We start from the raw sequence: 16,133 nt of genomic DNA on the forward strand, positions 1-16,133 counted from the left end.
AAACAAATACAAACACCGAGGGCTTATATAGCCCATATACTGATTTAAAGTTTCAAAAAGGTCTAAATAGTGTATACAATATCCGTTTTAAGGGGAGGCTAACTGTACGGAGGTGGAGAAGATGGACGAAACAGTTAAACTTAATCATACATGTGTGATTTGTGATCAAGAGAAGAATAGAGGCATTCATCTTTATACGAAATTCATATGCTTAGATTGTGAGAGAAAAGTAATTTCTACATCAACTTCTGATCCTGACTATGCGTTTTACGTAAAAAAACTAAAGAGCATTCATACACCGCCATTATATTCATAGACCTGAAAAGGTCTTTTTTTGTACTCTTAATAATAAAAAGAAGATGAAACTTGTTTAAGGATTGAACGTAGTAGATAATAATATTAAAACTGAGTATAGACACAGGAGTCGATTATCTCATGCAGAGATTTTTTCACTTTTTGGTGTGGAGTTTAACTAGCAGTGCGACTTTTGTTTTCATTGGAATATTGAGCTTTTTTGGTTTAAACCAGTCGATTTTTTTATCTATTGTTTATGGGCTTGCTTCTGGAGCAGCCGTATATATAGCTGGCATCTGGAATGCAAGACGGTTATTTCTTAAAAAGCATGAATTGACAGGAAGAGAGTATGCTTACATTAAGAAAAACTTAGAGGAAGCAAGGCAGAAAATGGTCCGTCTTAGGAAAGCCTTGTTTCAGGCTAAAAGCATTCAAATGTTTAAGCAAAATGCAGAAATGCTAAGGATTGTGAGAAGGATTTATCTCCTCACCAAAAAAGAGCCAAAGCGGTTTTATCAGGCAGAACGATTTTTTTATCAAACTCTCGATTCGGTTGTTGAATTGACAGAGAAGTATGCTTTTCTATCATCTCACCCAAAAAAAAGCAAAGAACTGTCGATGTCGTTAAGTGAGACACGCATCACTCTTACTGAATTGACCAAGCGTTTAGAGGAAGATTTAACTCAAGCAATGGGTGATGAAATTGACGAGTTGCAGTTTGAATTAGACGCAGCAAAACATTCATTAAAGAAATAAGGGAAGAGGGTAAGAGCGATGAACCGAGACCAAAGCGACCTTCATATAGATGAATTATTGGCAGATCCTTTTGGTGGTAACATAGAGATACCAGGTTCGGAGGCTGTAAAAGCAGAGAAAGAGCAAGTACGGCTTGTTGATGTTCTTCCTGAGGAAAACAAGGAAAAAGCAATTCAGCTTGCTGGACAGATTGATCATAAAAATATGCAAAGCATTGTCTTATACGGTTCACAAGCTCAATCTAAACTGCTGAACTTTTCTCATGATATGATTAATCATGTTCAAAAGAAGGATGTCGGGGAGATTGGCGAAATACTTGGAGAGCTGATGAAAAAGCTGGAGCAAGTAAATCCTGATGATCTCCAATCTAAGAAAAAGGGTTTTTTGGCACGCATGTTTGGAAGAGTATCAAGTTCTCTTCAAGAGGTGCTGTCTAAATACCAAAAGACCAGTGTGCAGATAGACAGAATCAGCTTGAAGCTGGAGCACTCTAAAAATGCTTTAATCAGTGACAACAAGCTGTTAGAGCAGTTATATGAAAAAAATAAAGAATATTTCGCAGCGCTGAATGTTTATATTGCTGCAGGAGAACTGAAGCTGGAGGAATTAAAAACAAAAACGATTCCTGAACTGAAGCAACAGGCTGAATCGAGTGATCATAACCAAATGGCCGTTCAAGAGGTGAATGATTTAATTCAATTTGCTGACCGGTTAGATAAAAGGGTGCATGATTTGCTGCTGAGCAGGCAAATTACAATCCAAAGTGCACCGCAAATCAGGCTGATTCAAAATACAAACCAAGCGTTAGCTGAAAAGATTCAGTCATCCATTGTGACAGCGATTCCGTTATGGAAAAATCAAGTTGCCATTGCACTGACGCTTTTAAGGCAGCGCAATGCAGTGGATGCACAGCAGAAAGTATCTGATACAACCAATGAGCTTTTGCTGAAAAATGCGGAGCTTTTAAAAACCAATACAATTGAAACTGCACGGGCAAATGAAAGAGGCCTTGTTGATATAGATACCTTGAAGAAGGTGCAGGAAAGCTTAATAAGCACGCTTGAAGAAACACTGACTATACAAGAAGAAGGACGAATCAAACGCCGTCAGGCAGAAGAAGAGCTCATGATGATGGAAGGCGACCTGAAGCAAAAGCTGATTACAATAAAGGAAAGATGATTACCAGTAAGTCTGGCTTTAAGTTCTGTCAGAGGCACGATATAATAAGGTGTAAGAAGACACATTCAAAGGATTGTTTTCATGAACACACCTTTATATAAAGCATTAATTCAACATGCGAGAAGAAATTCTCATTCATTTCATGTTCCGGGACATCACAATGGAGATGTCTTTTTTGATGACGCTAAGTCAATATTCGATCCGCTTCTCACCATTGATGTAACTGAACTGGCAGGACTGGATGATCTCCATCATCCTTCTGGGGTGATTAAGGAAGCTCAGGAGCTTGCCAGTCAATTATATGGATCGGCGGAAAGTTTTTTTCTGGTAAATGGTACGACTGTCGGAAACTTAGCGATGATTTTATCTGTTTGTGAACCTGGTGATACAATTCTGGTTCAAAGAAACTGTCATAAATCTGTATTTCATGCTGTTGATTTGTCCGGTGCTGAGCCGGTTTATCTTGCACCTGACGTTGATTCAGCGATGCATGTGCCTACGCATGTTCCGCTTGGAACAATTAAAGAGGCCCTGGAAGCATATCCAGATGCGAAAGGCTTGGTACTGACCAATCCGACATATTACGGACATAGTGCTGATTTGACTGAGATCATTACTGAAGCCCATCATTACGGGATTCCTGTTTTGGTCGATGAAGCGCATGGCGCACATTTTATTTTAGGTGAGCCTTTTCCGGTCTCAGCTTTAAAAATGGGGGCAGATATTGTTGTTCAGTCGGCCCACAAAACGTTGCCAGCCATGACGATGGGTTCTTATTTGCATCTCAACAGCAGCTGCAGGATTAACAGGGATCGGGTGGCAGAGTATTTAAACCGATTACAAAGCAGCAGCCCGTCTTATCCGATTATGGCTTCGTTAGATATTGCCCGCGCTTATGTACAGCATATTATAGAAGAACAAAAGCTTTCTGACATTCTGCAGCGGATAGAAACACTTAAACAAACGTTTGATTCACTTACAAATGCAGAAGCTGTTAACCCTGCTAATCCACTGATCATCACGGATCCGCTAAAGCTCACAATTCGTTCAAAACGCGGGCATTCTGGCTATACGCTGCAAAGCATTTTAGAGCGTGCCAACATATTCACTGAGCTTGCTGATGAAAATCAAGTTCTGCTCGTTCTCCCATTGGGAGGAAAACGGAGAATAAACGCTGAAATCATTAGAAGCATCGATGAAGAGATTGAGAAAACGCCTCCGGATCAGACGTTTGTTTCTGCAGAATGGGGTGTGCAGCCTGTTACTGTCTTGCCTTATCCAAAAAAGGTCTTACATTCGTTTAAGAAAGAATATGTGAGCTTTGAGGAAGCAGCTGGCCGGCTTAATGCAGAAGATATCATCCCTTATCCTCCGGGTATCCCGATGATTATGGCGGGAGAAAGAATAACAAAAGAAAGTGTGCAAAAGCTCAGCCGCTTGATCAGCATGAAAACGCATGTTCAAGGGAATATGAAAATCAAAGAGAAACAACTACTTGTTTATATAGAAGAGGAGAAATCATGAGCGGTTTATTTATTACATTCGAAGGTCCTGAAGGTGCAGGGAAAACGACTGTTCTGCAGGAGATCAAAAACATACTGACAGCAGAAGGCCTTCAGGTTATGGCAACTCGAGAGCCAGGCGGAATAGATATTGCAGAACAAATTAGAGAGGTTATTCTGAATGAGAACAATATATTAATGGACCCAAAAACAGAAGCTCTCTTATATGCGGCTGCAAGACGCCAGCATTTAGTTGAAAAAGTAAAACCTGCTTTAGAACAGGGGTTTATCGTTCTTTGCGACAGATTCATAGACAGTTCTCTTGCGTATCAAGGATATGCAAGAGGGCTTGGAATTGATGAGGTTCTGTCCATTAATGAATTTGCCATTGGAGATATGATGCCCCATGTAACGGTTTATTTTTCAATTGATCCGGAAGAAGGACTGAAGCGTATTTACGCAAACGGCTCACGGGAGAAAAACAGGCTCGATTTAGAAAAACTGGACTTTCATACAAAAGTACAAGAAGGTTATCAAGAGCTGATGAAGCGATTTCCGGAAAGATTTCATTCAGTTGATGCCGGGCAATCCAAAGACCTCGTCGTTCAGGATGTTCTAAAGGTGATCGATGAAGCGTTGAAAAAAATTCAATTGTGACCTGTTTCCCAATAGTTGATATAATAATGTAAACGAGATCACGTTGTTTCCAATCTAAAGGAGGCCTTCACAGATGAAATTGATAGTGGCAGTTGTACAAGATCAGGACAGCAACAGACTTTTGAAAACCTTAACGGATCACAACTTCAGAGTCACAAAGCTTGCAACGACAGGAGGATTTCTTAAATCAGGCAATACAACGTTTATGATCGGTGTCGAGGATATACGCGTCAATAAAGCGTTGAGTCTCATTAAAGAAAACGGGCAGAAACGTGATCAGATGATTGCCCCTGTATCTCCAATGGGTGGAAATGCTGATTCCTATGTCCCTTATCCAGTCGAAGTTGAAGTTGGCGGAGCGACAGTATTTGTCCTTCCAGTCGATGAATTTCATCAATTTTAAGGATCTGAAACTGTGAAAATTAATAAAGATATACGTACATTTATAGATAATAAGCAGATTCCCTCTGTGAAAACATCTGAGATCACAGCATCGTTTAAAACATCAATGGAAAACCAAAGCAGCAAAATGAAGCTTGATCAGCTTACCAGGCTGTTATCTGATATAGAAGCATTTGGAAAAAGGCTAACGAAATCTCGGAATTTTAAAGACTTAGCGAGATTTAAAGGACTTGTGAAACGTTTTGTCAAAGAAGCTGTGGACAGCGGTCTTTCACATGAAACATCGAAAAGCTTTGACCTTTACGGGAACAGCAGAACGCTGGGACTTGTGAAAGAAATAGATGACAAATTGATACAGCTTACGGAAGAGATGATGGATCAGGAAAAACCGGCAATTGATTTGCTGGAGCGTATTGGCGAAATAAAAGGTTTATTAATTAACCTTTACACATAGAGAGTGATACAATGGCAATATCCTGGAAGGAAATGAACGAGCTTCAGCCCAGAGTGATGAAGCTTTTATATAATAGTATTGAGAAGGACAGACTATCACACGCTTATTTGTTTGAGGGGAAAAAAGGAACAGGCAAGCTTGATGCCGCGCTGCTTCTTGCAAAAAGCTTCTTTTGTCTGGAGGGTGGCGCGGAGCCTTGTGAGAGCTGCCGAAACTGTAAACGGATAGAGTCAGGGAACCATCCTGATCTCCATCTTGTTCAGCCTGATGGCTTATCAATCAAAAAGGCGCAAATTCAAGCGCTCCAAGAAGAGTTTTCTAAGACAGGACTTGAATCGCATAAAAAGCTGTATATTATTTCGCACGCAGATCAAATGACAGCAAATGCGGCGAACAGCCTGCTGAAATTTTTAGAAGAACCGAACAAAGACACAATGGCCGTCCTCATCACTGAGCAGCCCCAAAGGTTATTGGATACCATCATTTCAAGATGCCAAACCCTTCCTTTTCAGCCTTTGCAGCCGAAAGCAATTGAAGACAGACTGATCGAACAGGACGTCTCGCCTCATATGGCAAGGCTTCTGGCCAACATGACTAATAATGTAGCAGAAGCAGTCGAATTAAGTCGAAATGATGAGTTTGCAGAGTCTAGAGCGAAAGTGATAAAATTGTATGAAGTCCTACACCAGCGGAAAGGACATGCTTTTTTCTTTATTCAAGATCAATGGATGCCCTTTTTCAAAGAAAAAACCCATCAAGAAATGGGTCTTGATATGCTCTTATTGATATATCGTGATGTGTTGTCCATCCAAATAGGAAATGAAGATAAATTGATTTATCAAGACTTATTCCAATCAATAAAACAGCATGCGCTACAATCAACACAACAAAGCGTTACGAATCAGATACTTGCTGTTTTAGAAGCAAAGAAACGGCTTCATTCCAATGTGAATGTACAAGGATTAATGGAGCACTTGGTGTTAATGTTGCAGGAGGGATAAGCTTGTACAATGTAATTGGTGTCCGCTTTAAGAAAGCGGGTAAAATATATTATTTTGATCCGAATGGATTTCATATAGAACATGACAGCTGCGTAATTGTAGAAACTGTCAGAGGCGTTGAGTACGGCCAGGTCGTAATTGCAAATAAACAGGTGGATGAGCATGATGTGGTGCTTCCCCTTCGAAAAGTGATACGTGTGGCAGACGATCGCGATCTTCTCATTGTAGAAGAAAATAAACAGGAAGCACTATCAGCATTTGATATCTGCCAAAAGAAAGTGATTGAGCATGGCTTGGATATGAAGCTGGTCGATGTTGAATTCACGTTTGATCGCAATAAAGTCATTTTTTACTTCACTGCTGACGGCCGAGTCGACTTTAGAGAGCTTGTAAAGGATTTGGCTTCTATCTTTAAGACAAGAATTGAGCTGCGCCAAATCGGAGTGAGGGATGAGGCAAAAATGCTCGGAGGAATCGGTCCTTGCGGAAGAATGCTTTGCTGTTCAACGTTTCTTGGAGATTTTGAACCCGTTTCCATTAAAATGGCCAAGGATCAGAACTTGTCTTTAAATCCTACGAAGATTTCGGGTCTTTGCGGACGATTGATGTGCTGTCTAAAATATGAGAACGATGAGTATGAGACGGCAAAAGAACAGCTTCCGGATATAGGAGAAATGATTACGACAGCAAACGGTCCCGCGAAGGTCGTCGGACTAAATATTCTGGAACGGGTGCTTCAGGTGGAACTGATAAACCGTGAAAAAGTGATAGAATATACTTGGGAAGAGCTCTTGGAAGAGGGCGTCGTATCCGCACAAACCACAGATTAACGAGGTGTGGAACCTTGGATAAAAAAGAGTTATTTGATACAGTCATTAACTTAGAAGAACAAATTGGCTCACTGTACCGGCAGCTGGGGGATTTGAAGCAGCATATCGGTGAGATGATTGAGGAAAATCATCATTTACAGCTTGAAAACAAGCATTTGCGCAAACGGCTGGACGATACGACGCAGCAGATTGAAAAGTTCAAAGCTGATAAAAAAGAATCAAAAACACAGAAGACAGAGCAAACTGATATAGGGGAAGGATATGATAATCTGGCACGTCTGTATCAAGAAGGATTTCATATCTGCAATGTCCACTATGGAAGTGTTCGAAAAGAGGATTGTCTTTTCTGTCTGTCATTCTTAAATAAAAAATAGGGAAAAGGCTTCCGCATAAGACGGGAGCCTTTTTCAAAGGTACTGAAAGGATAAGAAGATGGTTTCATTACATGATGATGAAAGATTAGATTATTTGCTGGCAGAGGACATGAAAATCATACAAAGCCCAACAGTGTTTGCTTTTTCGTTGGACGCTGTGCTTCTGTCCAAATTTGCGTACGTTCCGATTCAAAAAGGGAAAATTGTTGATTTATGCACCGGCAATGGTATTGTGCCGCTGCTGCTCAGTACAAGATCAAAAGCAGACATTCTGGGAGTCGAAATTCAAGAAAGACTGCATGATATGGCTGTTCGCAGCGTGGAGTATAATAAGTTGGACGATCAGATCCAGATCATACATGATGACCTGAAAAACATGCCGGAGAAACTTGGACATAATCGATATGATGTTGTCACCTGCAATCCGCCGTATTTTAAAACGCCGAAACAAACTGAACAAAACATGAACGAGCATCTCCGAATCGCAAGACATGAAATCCACTGCACGCTGGAGGATGTCATTTCAGTCAGCAGCAAGCTGCTCAAGCAAGGGGGAAAAGCAGCTCTTGTTCACCGGCCGGGAAGGCTTCTGGAGATTTTTGAACTGATGAAGGCTTATCAAATCGAGCCGAAACGTGTACAATTTGTCTATCCGAAGCAAGGGAAAGAAGCCAATACCATTTTGGTTGAAGGTATCAAAGGCGGGCGCCCGGATTTGAAAATTCTTCCTCCCTTATTCGTATATGATGAACAAAATGAATATACAAAAGAAATCAGGACCATTTTATATGGAGACAAATAACCATTTCTTCTACGTCGTGAAATGTAAGGACAATAGCTGGTATGCCGGGTATACCAACGATCTGCATAAACGAGTGAAAACGCACAATGATGGAAAGGGCGCAAAGTACACAAAAGTAAGACGTCCGGTTGAATTAATTTTTGCCGAGAGCTTTTCAACAAAGCGGGAAGCTATGCAGGCGGAATATTATTTCAAAAAACTAACTCGGAAGAAAAAAGAGCTTTATATAGAAGAAAAGCGGAACAGCAAGGAGGCTGTATATGTTAAGGCGCCAAATGAGCTTTAATGGAAAGTCGGACATGGGGATTCTTTACTTGGTCCCAACCCCAATCGGAAATTTAGAGGATATGACATTCCGGGCGATCGACACGCTGAAATCAGTGGATGCGATTGCTGCGGAAGATACGAGGCAAACGAAAAAGCTTTGTCATGTATATGAAATTGAAACACCGCTCGTCAGCTATCACGAACACAATAAAGAAAGCAGTGGGCACAAAATTATTGAATGGCTGAAATCGGGAAAAAACATTGCTCTTGTCAGTGATGCCGGTCTGCCGACGATTTCTGATCCCGGAGCGGAAATTGTAAAGGATTTTACGGATATAGGCGGTTATGTTGTTCCGTTGCCGGGAGCAAATGCTGCATTAACAGCTCTTATTGCTTCAGGTATTGTACCGCAGCCTTTTTTCTTTTACGGTTTTCTCAACAGACAGAAAAAAGAAAAGAAGAAGGAGCTTGAAGCCCTTAAAAAACGGCAGGAAACGATCATTTTTTATGAAGCGCCCCACAGATTGAAGGAAACCTTGTCAGCGATGGCAGAGATATTAGGAGATCGGGAAATTGCTGTAACACGTGAACTCACTAAGAAATATGAAGAGTTTATCCGAGGAACCATATCTGAGGTCATTGGATGGGCAAACGAGGATCAGATACGCGGCGAGTTTTGTCTTGTCGTAGAAGGAAGTAATAATGAAGAGGTAGATGAGGAAGAACAATGGTGGGAAACCCTCACTGCGAAAGAACATGTCGAGCATTACATTTCGAAAGGCGCTACGTCTAAAGAAGCTATTAAAAAAGCAGCAGTCGATCGCAATGTACCAAAGCGTGAAGTGTACGATGCTTACCATATTAAGCAATAAAAAAACGTTCTTGTGTCATAACAAGAACGTTTTTTGTACAAGAAATGATTATTTAAGGTTTTGAAGCTGGTTTTGGATTTCGCTGATGATTTGCTCAGCGCCTTCTTTACTAAGAACCAATTTACCGCCTGCAAGTTTAAGGTTATCATCAGAAACTTCACCAGTTACTTGGCAAGTCATGTTTGGTTTATATTTTTTAAGGATGATTTTTTCATCATCAACATAGATTTCAAGAGCATCTTTTTCTGCGATTCCAAGAGTACGACGCAGTTCGATAGGAATAACTACACGTCCTAATTCATCAACTTTACGTACAATACCAGTAGATTTCATAAACATTCTCCTCCCAAGAGATACTTATTTGTTTAAATTATATTTTTCTTCGTCATTATTCGACAAAATCCTTACCTTCATAGCATAACAAGGTTTCCAATAATCGTCAATCATTTTGTTTACTATTGATTGTAAGAATTAGTTCTTATAGTCAGTAATGTCTTGGAAACTACCGAAATAACAGCATTTTATAAATATTTAATAAAGCTATTATCCTACTAAAAATCCTTTTAAATCAAGACTTTCGAACCAAAGTTTTTTATTTCATTTGATTATATACGACAAAATTCGACACGAACAGACTTTTTTTATTTTCATTAAAGATTTTTAATTTTAATTATTCTTTTTCAGGGCGTATGTATATATTCTTGATCTTAAAGGCTAAGATGGTATCATAGATAAAGGATAAATATAAATAATATTCATATATGATTTGCACTTATCGCCGCTCTCGTCCTTTGGGCGGGAGCTTTTTGACATTCTGATTAGGAGGTTTCAAGATGCCGCAAGAAAACAATACATTTTACATTACAACACCGATTTATTATCCGAGCGGAAAATTACATATCGGCCATGCATATACGACAGTCGCAGGAGATGCAATGGCACGTTACAAAAGATTAAAAGGGTTCGATGTTCGCTATTTAACGGGAACGGACGAGCATGGACAAAAGATCCAGCAAAAAGCTGAACAGGAAAACATTACACCTCAGGAGTATGTGGATCGCGCAGCGGCAGATATTCAAAAACTGTGGAAGCAGCTTGAAATCTCAAACGACGACTTTATCCGCACGACAGAAAAACGGCATAAAGTTGTCATTGAAAAAGTGTTTCAAAAGCTTCTTGATAACGGGGACATCTATCTTGATGAGTATGAAGGCTGGTACAGCATCCCTGATGAAACGTTCTACACGGAAACTCAGCTCGTTGATATTGAGCGGAATGAAAAGGGAGAGGTCATCGGCGGAAAAAGCCCTGACAGCGGTCACCCAGTTGAATTGATCAAAGAGGAATCTTATTTCTTCCGCATGGGGAAATACGCGGATCGTCTTCTGAAATACTATGAAGAAAACCCGACATTCATTCAGCCAGAATCACGCAAAAACGAAATGATTAATAACTTTATCAAACCTGGACTTGAGGATTTGGCAGTATCACGTACCACTTTTGATTGGGGCGTGAAGGTGCCGGAAAATCCAAAGCATGTTGTATATGTTTGGATTGACGCACTATTTAACTATTTAACGGCACTCGGTTATGATACAGAAAATGATGAGCTTTATCAAAAATATTGGCCTGCCGATGTTCATTTAGTCGGTAAGGAGATTGTACGATTCCATACTATTTACTGGCCAATTATGCTGATGGCGCTGGATCTTCCGCTGCCAAAGCAAGTATTCGCGCATGGCTGGCTTTTGATGAAAGACGGAAAAATGTCGAAATCAAAAGGAAACGTTGTAGATCCGGTTACATTAATTGAACGCTATGGTTTAGACGAACTTCGCTATTACTTGCTTCGCGAAGTGCCGTTCGGATCAGACGGTGTTTTCACGCCGGAAGGATTTGTTGAGCGAATCAACTATGATTTAGCGAATGATTTAGGAAATCTATTGAATCGTACTGTTGCGATGATTAATAAGTATTTTGACGGACAAATCGGTTCTTACAAAGGTGCTGTTACGGAATTTGACCATACGCTCACTTCTGTTGCTGAAGAAACAGTGAAAGCTTATGAGAAAGCAATGGAAAATATGGAGTTCTCGGTAGCACTTTCGACTTTATGGCAGCTCATCAGCCGCACAAACAAATACATTGATGAGACAGCTCCATGGGTGCTTGCGAAAGATCCGGCAAAAGAAGAAGAATTGCGATCAGTTATGTATCATCTCGCTGAATCATTGCGTATTTCAGCGGTACTGCTTCAGCCATTCTTAACAAAAACACCTGAAAAAATGTTCGAGCAGCTGGGCATTACTGATGAATCTTTAAAAGCTTGGGACAGCATTACAGCTTTCGGCCAGCTGAAAGATACAAAAGTACAAAAAGGCGAGCCATTGTTCCCTCGTTTAGAGGCAGAAGAAGAAATTGCTTACATCAAAGGGAAAATGCAAGGTTCAGCACCAGCGAAAGAAGAAACAAAAGAAGAAGAGCCTCAAGAGGTCGATCGTTTACCTGAAATTACGATTGATCAATTTATGGATGTAGAGCTTCGCGTAGCTGAGGTCATTGAGGCAGAGCCAGTGAAAAAAGCAGACCGTTTATTGAAGCTGCAGCTTGATCTTGGTTTTGAAAAGCGCCAAGTGGTATCCGGCATTGCGAAGCATTATACGCCTGAAGAGCTTGTTGGAAAAAAACTCGTTTGTGTAACAAATCTAAAACCGGTTAAACTCAGAGGAGAGCTTTCTCAAGGTATGATCCTTGCAGGAGAAGCAGACGGCGTTTTAAAGGTCGTATCTATCGATCAGTCGTTACCAAAAGGCACAAGAATTAAATAATGATAAACAAAAGGTGTTTCACGTGTAACAATTCGTCGAACACCTTTTGTGTTTCGACAAGAAAGGAGTTTTTCACTTATGTTGTTTGACACTCACGCGCATTTAAATGCAGAACAATATGATACTGATCTTGAAGAGGTTATTGAACGGGCAAAAGCTGAAAAAGTTGAACGAATTGTCGTAGTTGGTTTTGACCGTCCGACGATTACCCGTGCGATGGAAATGATTGAGGAATATGATTTTATTTATGCAGCCATTGGCTGGCACCCTGTTGACGCTATTGACATGACAGAGGAAGACTTAGCGTGGATTAAAGAGCTTTCTGCTCATGAGAAAGTGGTAGCGATAGGGGAAATGGGACTGGATTATCATTGGGATAAATCACCTAAAGATATTCAAAAAGAGGTGTTTAGAAATCAAATCGCCTTAGCGAAAGAGGTCAATTTGCCTATTATCATTCATAACCGTGATGCAACGGAGGATGTCGTGACCATTTTGAAAGAGGAAGGCGCAGAAGCTGTGGGCGGAATCATGCACTGCTTTACAGGAAGTGCGGAAGTGGCAAGAGAATGCATGAAAATGAATTTTTATTTATCATTTGGGGGACCGGTGACATTTAAAAATGCGAAGAAACCGAAGGAAGTAGTGAAGGAAATTCCCAATGACCGGCTGCTGATTGAAACGGACTGCCCGTTTCTCACACCGCACCCTTTCCGCGGGAAAAGAAATGAGCCAAGCTATGTGAAATATGTGGCAGAACAAATCGCCGAATTAAAAGAAATGACCTTTGAAGAGATTGCTTCCATCACGACTGAAAATGCGAAAAGACTTTTCCGTATAAACTGACAAAAAACGCTAGCGGGTTTTGTAAGAGCTTGTCCCTTACAGCGTTTTTCTATAAAAGTTCTACATGCTTTCTTCTCCTCATAGGATAGGTTTGTCGACAAGTCTTTCTTCCGTTTCTCAGTGTATTTCAGGATAATGAAGAGGACACTGAGCTTTTGGGAGAAAGAGAAGGGAGGGTTGACAGCCTTTTAGATACTCTATATAATCTCTCCGAGGAGAAGGAGGCGTTTTTCATCACACAAAAAATGAAAAAGCTGTTTTCCGTAAAGCTTAGCAAAAGCAAAGTCATTCTGGTTGCTGCTTGTTTGCTTTTGGCAGGAAGCGGGACTGCGTACGCGGCTCATGAGCTGACGAAACAATCAGTCTCAGTTTCTATCAATGGCAAAAAGAAACATATACGCACACATGCAAATACAGTCGGTGATCTTTTGGAGACGCTTGATATAAAGACAAGAGACGAAGACAAGATCACACCTGCTAAACAGACAAAGATAACAGCAGACATGGACGTTGTGTATGAGGCTGCAAAACCTGTGAAGCTTACAATAAACGGGGAAGAAAAGACGTTATGGTCAACAGCAAAAACGGTCGGTGCATTACTGGACGAACAAGATGTTGATGTGAAAGAACAAGATCAAATTGATCCCGCAATAGATACAGATATTTCGAAAGACATGAAGATTAACATAGAGCCCGCATTTCAGGTTACTGTGAATGATGCAGGGAAACAAAAGAAGATCTGGACGACTTCGACTACGGTCGCTGACTTTTTAAAACAGCAAAAGATGAACATAAAAGACGAAGATAAAATCAAGCCTGCGTTAGATGCAAAGCTGACGAAAGGAAAGGCTGATATTACAATTACTCGTATCGAAAAGGTCACCGATGTAGTTGAAGAGAAGATTGCGTTCGATGTGAAAAAGCAAGAAGACGCTTCTCTTGAAAAAGGGAAAGAAAAGGTCGTCCAAAAAGGAAAAGAAGGCAAGCTAAAAAAACATTTCGAAGTCGTTAAAGAAAACGGTAAAGAAGTGTCCAGAGAGCTTGTAAAAGAAGAAACAGCTGAACAAAGCAAAGATAAAGTGATTGCTGTCGGCACAAAGCAAAGCAGTCCAAAATTTGAAACGGTCAGTGCTTCAGGTGATTCAAAAACAGTTGTGTCCCGCAGCAATGAATCAACAGGCAAAGTCATGACTGTATCATCTACGGCTTATACGGCAAGCTGCAGCGGTTGTTCAGGACATACAGCGACAGGCGTCAATTTAAAAAATAATCCGAATGCCAAAGTCATCGCTGTGGATCCAAATGTCATTCCGCTAGGCTCCAAAGTCCACGTGGAAGGCTATGGATATGCCATTGCTGCAGATACCGGTTCAGCGATTAAAGGGAACAAGATAGACGTCTTTTTCCCAGAGAAATCATCGGCGTACCGATGGGGAAATAAAACAGTCAAAATTAAAATCTTAAATTAGTATATACTTATGTATTCAGAGGGTTTTGCGCCCTCTGTTTTTTTCGTTATAATAGACAAAGTGCATTTTCTGCTTATTAGACGCTCGATATAAGAAAAAGTTTCATGAATATACAAAAGTTTTTATTTTGTCTTGGAGGAAATAATGAAAATTAAAGAGATCATTGTGGTCGAGGGGCGTGACGATACGGCCCGCATCAAATTGGCTGTTGATGCAGACACAATTGAAACAAATGGTTCAGCCATCGATGATCATGTGATTGACCAAATCCGTTTGGCCCAGAAGACGAGAGGCGTCATTATTTTAACGGATCCGGACTTTCCGGGAGAGAAGATTCGCAAAACCATCTCAGAGGCTGTACCCGGCTGTAAGCATGCATTTTTGCCAAAACATCTTGCCAAACCTAAAAACAAGCGGGGAATTGGTGTGGAGCATGCATCGGTTGAAAGCATTAGGGCATGTTTAGAAAATGTGCATGAGGAGATGGAAGCGCAGCCGAGTGACATTTCAGCTGAGGATTTGATTCATGCCGGACTAATAGGCGGGCCTGCGGCCAAATGCCGCCGGGAACGACTGGGTGATCTGTTGAAAATCGGCTATACAAATGGCAAACAGCTTCAAAAACGGCTGCAAATGTTTCAAATTAAAAAAAGTGATTTTATGAGTGCGCTCGATACCGTTATGCGGGAGGAACAGAATGAATAAAGATATTGCGACACCGATTAGAACGAAAGAGATACTGAAGAAATACGGTTTTTCTTTTAAAAAGAGCTTAGGACAGAATTTCTTAATTGATACGAACATTTTAAACAGAATTGTTGATCACGCGGAAGTGACGGAGAAAACAGGTGTCATTGAAATCGGCCCGGGAATCGGGGCTTTAACCGAACAGCTTGCCAAGCGGGCGAAAAAGGTCGTGGCATTTGAGATTGACCAGCGATTATTGCCGATTCTGAAGGATACACTGTCACCTTACGAAAATGTCACTGTCATTCATCAGGACGTGTTAAAGGCTGATGTCAAATCAGTCATTGAAGAACAATTTCAAGATTGTGATGAGATCATGGTAGTTGCCAACCTTCCTTATTACGTAACAACACCGATTATCATGAAACTGCTTGAAGAACATCTTCCGCTGAAAGGGATTGTGGTTATGCTGCAAAAAGAAGTGGCTGAGCGCATGGCGGCTGATCCTTCATCTAAGGAATACGGCTCGCTTTCAATCGCGGTGCAGTTTTATACAGAAGCCAAAACGGTGATGATCGTCCCGAAAACCGTATTTGTTCCTCAGCCTAATGTCGATTCCGCAGTCATTCGTCTGATTCTCCGAGACGGCCCGGCAGTGGACGTGGAAAACGAATCCTTTTTCTTTCAGCTCATCAAGGCAAGCTTTGCACAGCGCCGTAAAACGCTGCTCAATAACTTAGTTAACAATCTGCCTGAAGGAAAAGCACAAAAATCAACGATTGAACAAGTGCTCGAAGAAACAAATATTGACGGTAAGCGCCGAGGTGAATCCCTGTCTATTGAGGAATTCGCAGCGCTGTCTAACGGATTGTATAAAGCCCTTTTCTAAAAGGGCTTTTTGTTTTGCGCACCA

At 40.9% G+C, this 16,133-nt stretch carries 19 protein-coding genes; 18 read left to right on the forward strand and 1 reads right to left on the reverse strand.

Going from position 1 to position 16,133, the window contains the following annotated elements:
* The first annotated feature begins 121 nt into the window (after positions 1-121).
* From csfB to rsmI, 13 genes are all read left to right on the forward strand, one after another.
* Positions 122-316 (forward strand): anti-sigma-G factor, encoded by a 195-nt coding sequence (csfB, locus tag NST22_RS00180; RefSeq protein ID WP_003243294.1) that lies wholly within the window; start codon positions 122-124, stop codon positions 314-316.
* 119 nt (positions 317-435) lie between these two features.
* Positions 436-1,050 (forward strand): 5-bromo-4-chloroindolyl phosphate hydrolysis family protein, encoded by a 615-nt coding sequence (locus NST22_RS00185; protein WP_003242630.1) that lies wholly within the window; start codon positions 436-438, stop codon positions 1,048-1,050.
* 18 nt (positions 1,051-1,068) lie between these two features.
* A complete protein-coding gene (locus tag NST22_RS00190; RefSeq protein ID WP_003226779.1) occupies positions 1,069-2,229 on the forward strand; it encodes a toxic anion resistance protein in 1,161 nt (386 codons plus the stop codon).
* An 81-nt stretch (positions 2,230-2,310) separates the two neighbouring features.
* Complete coding sequence (locus NST22_RS00195) at positions 2,311-3,753, forward strand: aminotransferase class I/II-fold pyridoxal phosphate-dependent enzyme (protein ID WP_003243352.1); 1,443 nt, start codon at positions 2,311-2,313, stop codon at positions 3,751-3,753.
* Positions 3,750-4,388 carry a dTMP kinase gene (tmk, locus tag NST22_RS00200; RefSeq protein ID WP_003243137.1) on the forward strand — a complete coding sequence of 213 codons (639 nt, stop codon included), beginning with the start codon at positions 3,750-3,752 and terminating at the stop codon, positions 4,386-4,388. The genes NST22_RS00195 and tmk overlap by 4 nt, the downstream gene beginning before the upstream one ends.
* A gap of 73 nt (positions 4,389-4,461) precedes the next feature.
* Positions 4,462-4,791: a cyclic di-AMP receptor DarA gene (gene darA, locus NST22_RS00205; protein WP_003242755.1), complete on the forward strand. Its 330-nt coding sequence runs from the start codon at positions 4,462-4,464 to the stop codon at positions 4,789-4,791.
* 12 nt (positions 4,792-4,803) lie between these two features.
* Complete coding sequence (locus tag NST22_RS00210) at positions 4,804-5,244, forward strand: YaaR family protein (protein WP_009966249.1); 441 nt, start codon at positions 4,804-4,806, stop codon at positions 5,242-5,244.
* A gap of 11 nt (positions 5,245-5,255) precedes the next feature.
* Positions 5,256-6,245, forward strand: a complete 990-nt coding sequence (gene holB / locus NST22_RS00215; RefSeq protein WP_003244417.1) for a DNA polymerase III subunit delta' — start codon at positions 5,256-5,258, stop codon at positions 6,243-6,245.
* 2 nt (positions 6,246-6,247) lie between these two features.
* Positions 6,248-7,075, forward strand: coding sequence for a competence/sporulation regulator complex protein RicT (gene ricT, locus NST22_RS00220; RefSeq protein ID WP_003243571.1), 828 nt, complete (start codon positions 6,248-6,250; stop codon positions 7,073-7,075).
* A 14-nt stretch (positions 7,076-7,089) separates the two neighbouring features.
* A complete protein-coding gene (gene yabA, locus NST22_RS00225; protein ID WP_003218308.1) occupies positions 7,090-7,449 on the forward strand; it encodes a replication initiation-control protein YabA in 360 nt (119 codons plus the stop codon).
* A 58-nt stretch (positions 7,450-7,507) separates the two neighbouring features.
* Positions 7,508-8,251 (forward strand): tRNA1(Val) (adenine(37)-N6)-methyltransferase, encoded by a 744-nt coding sequence (locus NST22_RS00230; protein ID WP_003244526.1) that lies wholly within the window; start codon positions 7,508-7,510, stop codon positions 8,249-8,251.
* Entirely contained in the window at positions 8,238-8,537 is a 300-nt protein-coding gene (locus NST22_RS00235) for a GIY-YIG nuclease family protein (RefSeq protein ID WP_003242983.1), read from the forward strand. Before NST22_RS00230 ends, NST22_RS00235 begins: the two co-directional genes overlap by 14 nt.
* Positions 8,512-9,390 carry a 16S rRNA (cytidine(1402)-2'-O)-methyltransferase gene (gene rsmI, locus NST22_RS00240; protein WP_003243457.1) on the forward strand — a complete coding sequence of 293 codons (879 nt, stop codon included), beginning with the start codon at positions 8,512-8,514 and terminating at the stop codon, positions 9,388-9,390. Before NST22_RS00235 ends, rsmI begins: the two co-directional genes overlap by 26 nt.
* 48 nt (positions 9,391-9,438) lie before the next feature.
* Here the strand turns inward: rsmI and abrB are convergent, their stop codons facing one another.
* Entirely contained in the window at positions 9,439-9,729 is a 291-nt protein-coding gene (gene abrB, locus NST22_RS00245; protein WP_003226760.1) for a transition state genes transcriptional regulator AbrB, read from the reverse strand.
* A 494-nt stretch (positions 9,730-10,223) separates the two neighbouring features.
* Between abrB and metG the strand changes: the two genes are divergently transcribed.
* From metG to rsmA, 5 genes are all read left to right on the forward strand, one after another.
* Entirely contained in the window at positions 10,224-12,218 is a 1,995-nt protein-coding gene (gene metG, locus NST22_RS00250; protein WP_003226758.1) for a methionine--tRNA ligase, read from the forward strand.
* Positions 12,219-12,296: 78 nt separating this feature from the next.
* Positions 12,297-13,064 (forward strand): TatD family hydrolase, encoded by a 768-nt coding sequence (locus NST22_RS00255; RefSeq protein WP_003226756.1) that lies wholly within the window; start codon positions 12,297-12,299, stop codon positions 13,062-13,064.
* 155 nt (positions 13,065-13,219) lie between these two features.
* Positions 13,220-14,533, forward strand: a complete 1,314-nt coding sequence (locus NST22_RS00260) for a ubiquitin-like domain-containing protein (RefSeq protein ID WP_003226754.1) — start codon at positions 13,220-13,222, stop codon at positions 14,531-14,533.
* Positions 14,534-14,677: 144 nt separating this feature from the next.
* The gene (rnmV, locus tag NST22_RS00265; protein ID WP_003226752.1) at positions 14,678-15,238 is read left to right on the forward strand and encodes a ribonuclease M5; all 561 of its coding nucleotides are present in this window, start codon (positions 14,678-14,680) and stop codon (positions 15,236-15,238) included.
* A complete protein-coding gene (gene rsmA / locus NST22_RS00270; RefSeq protein ID WP_003226751.1) occupies positions 15,231-16,109 on the forward strand; it encodes a 16S rRNA (adenine(1518)-N(6)/adenine(1519)-N(6))-dimethyltransferase RsmA in 879 nt (292 codons plus the stop codon). The genes rnmV and rsmA overlap by 8 nt, the downstream gene beginning before the upstream one ends.
* Positions 16,110-16,133 lie beyond the last annotated feature (24 nt).

It is taken from the genome of Bacillus sp. PS237 (assembly GCF_037963345.1).
GTDB classification, from domain to species: domain Bacteria; phylum Bacillota; class Bacilli; order Bacillales; family Bacillaceae; genus Bacillus; species Bacillus subtilis.

Bases quoted from the DNA above. Each gene is read 5' to 3' on its own strand.
- csfB (WP_003243294.1), top strand. From the start codon at position 122: ATGGACGAAACAGTTAAACTTAATCATACATGTGTGATTTGTGATCAA.
- NST22_RS00185 (WP_003242630.1), top strand. From the start codon at position 436: ATGCAGAGATTTTTTCACTTTTTGGTGTGGAGTTTAACTAGCAGTGCG.
- NST22_RS00190 (WP_003226779.1), top strand. From the start codon at position 1,069: ATGAACCGAGACCAAAGCGACCTTCATATAGATGAATTATTGGCAGAT.
- NST22_RS00195 (WP_003243352.1), top strand. From the start codon at position 2,311: ATGAACACACCTTTATATAAAGCATTAATTCAACATGCGAGAAGAAAT.
- tmk (WP_003243137.1), top strand. From the start codon at position 3,750: ATGAGCGGTTTATTTATTACATTCGAAGGTCCTGAAGGTGCAGGGAAA.
- darA (WP_003242755.1), top strand. From the start codon at position 4,462: ATGAAATTGATAGTGGCAGTTGTACAAGATCAGGACAGCAACAGACTT.
- holB (WP_003244417.1), top strand. From the start codon at position 5,256: ATGGCAATATCCTGGAAGGAAATGAACGAGCTTCAGCCCAGAGTGATG.
- NST22_RS00230 (WP_003244526.1), top strand. From the start codon at position 7,508: ATGGTTTCATTACATGATGATGAAAGATTAGATTATTTGCTGGCAGAG.
- NST22_RS00235 (WP_003242983.1), top strand. From the start codon at position 8,238: ATGGAGACAAATAACCATTTCTTCTACGTCGTGAAATGTAAGGACAAT.
- rsmI (WP_003243457.1), top strand. From the start codon at position 8,512: ATGTTAAGGCGCCAAATGAGCTTTAATGGAAAGTCGGACATGGGGATT.
- abrB (WP_003226760.1), bottom strand. From the start codon at position 9,729: ATGTTTATGAAATCTACTGGTATTGTACGTAAAGTTGATGAATTAGGA.
- metG (WP_003226758.1), top strand. From the start codon at position 10,224: ATGCCGCAAGAAAACAATACATTTTACATTACAACACCGATTTATTAT.
- NST22_RS00255 (WP_003226756.1), top strand. From the start codon at position 12,297: ATGTTGTTTGACACTCACGCGCATTTAAATGCAGAACAATATGATACT.
- rnmV (WP_003226752.1), top strand. From the start codon at position 14,678: ATGAAAATTAAAGAGATCATTGTGGTCGAGGGGCGTGACGATACGGCC.
- rsmA (WP_003226751.1), top strand. From the start codon at position 15,231: ATGAATAAAGATATTGCGACACCGATTAGAACGAAAGAGATACTGAAG.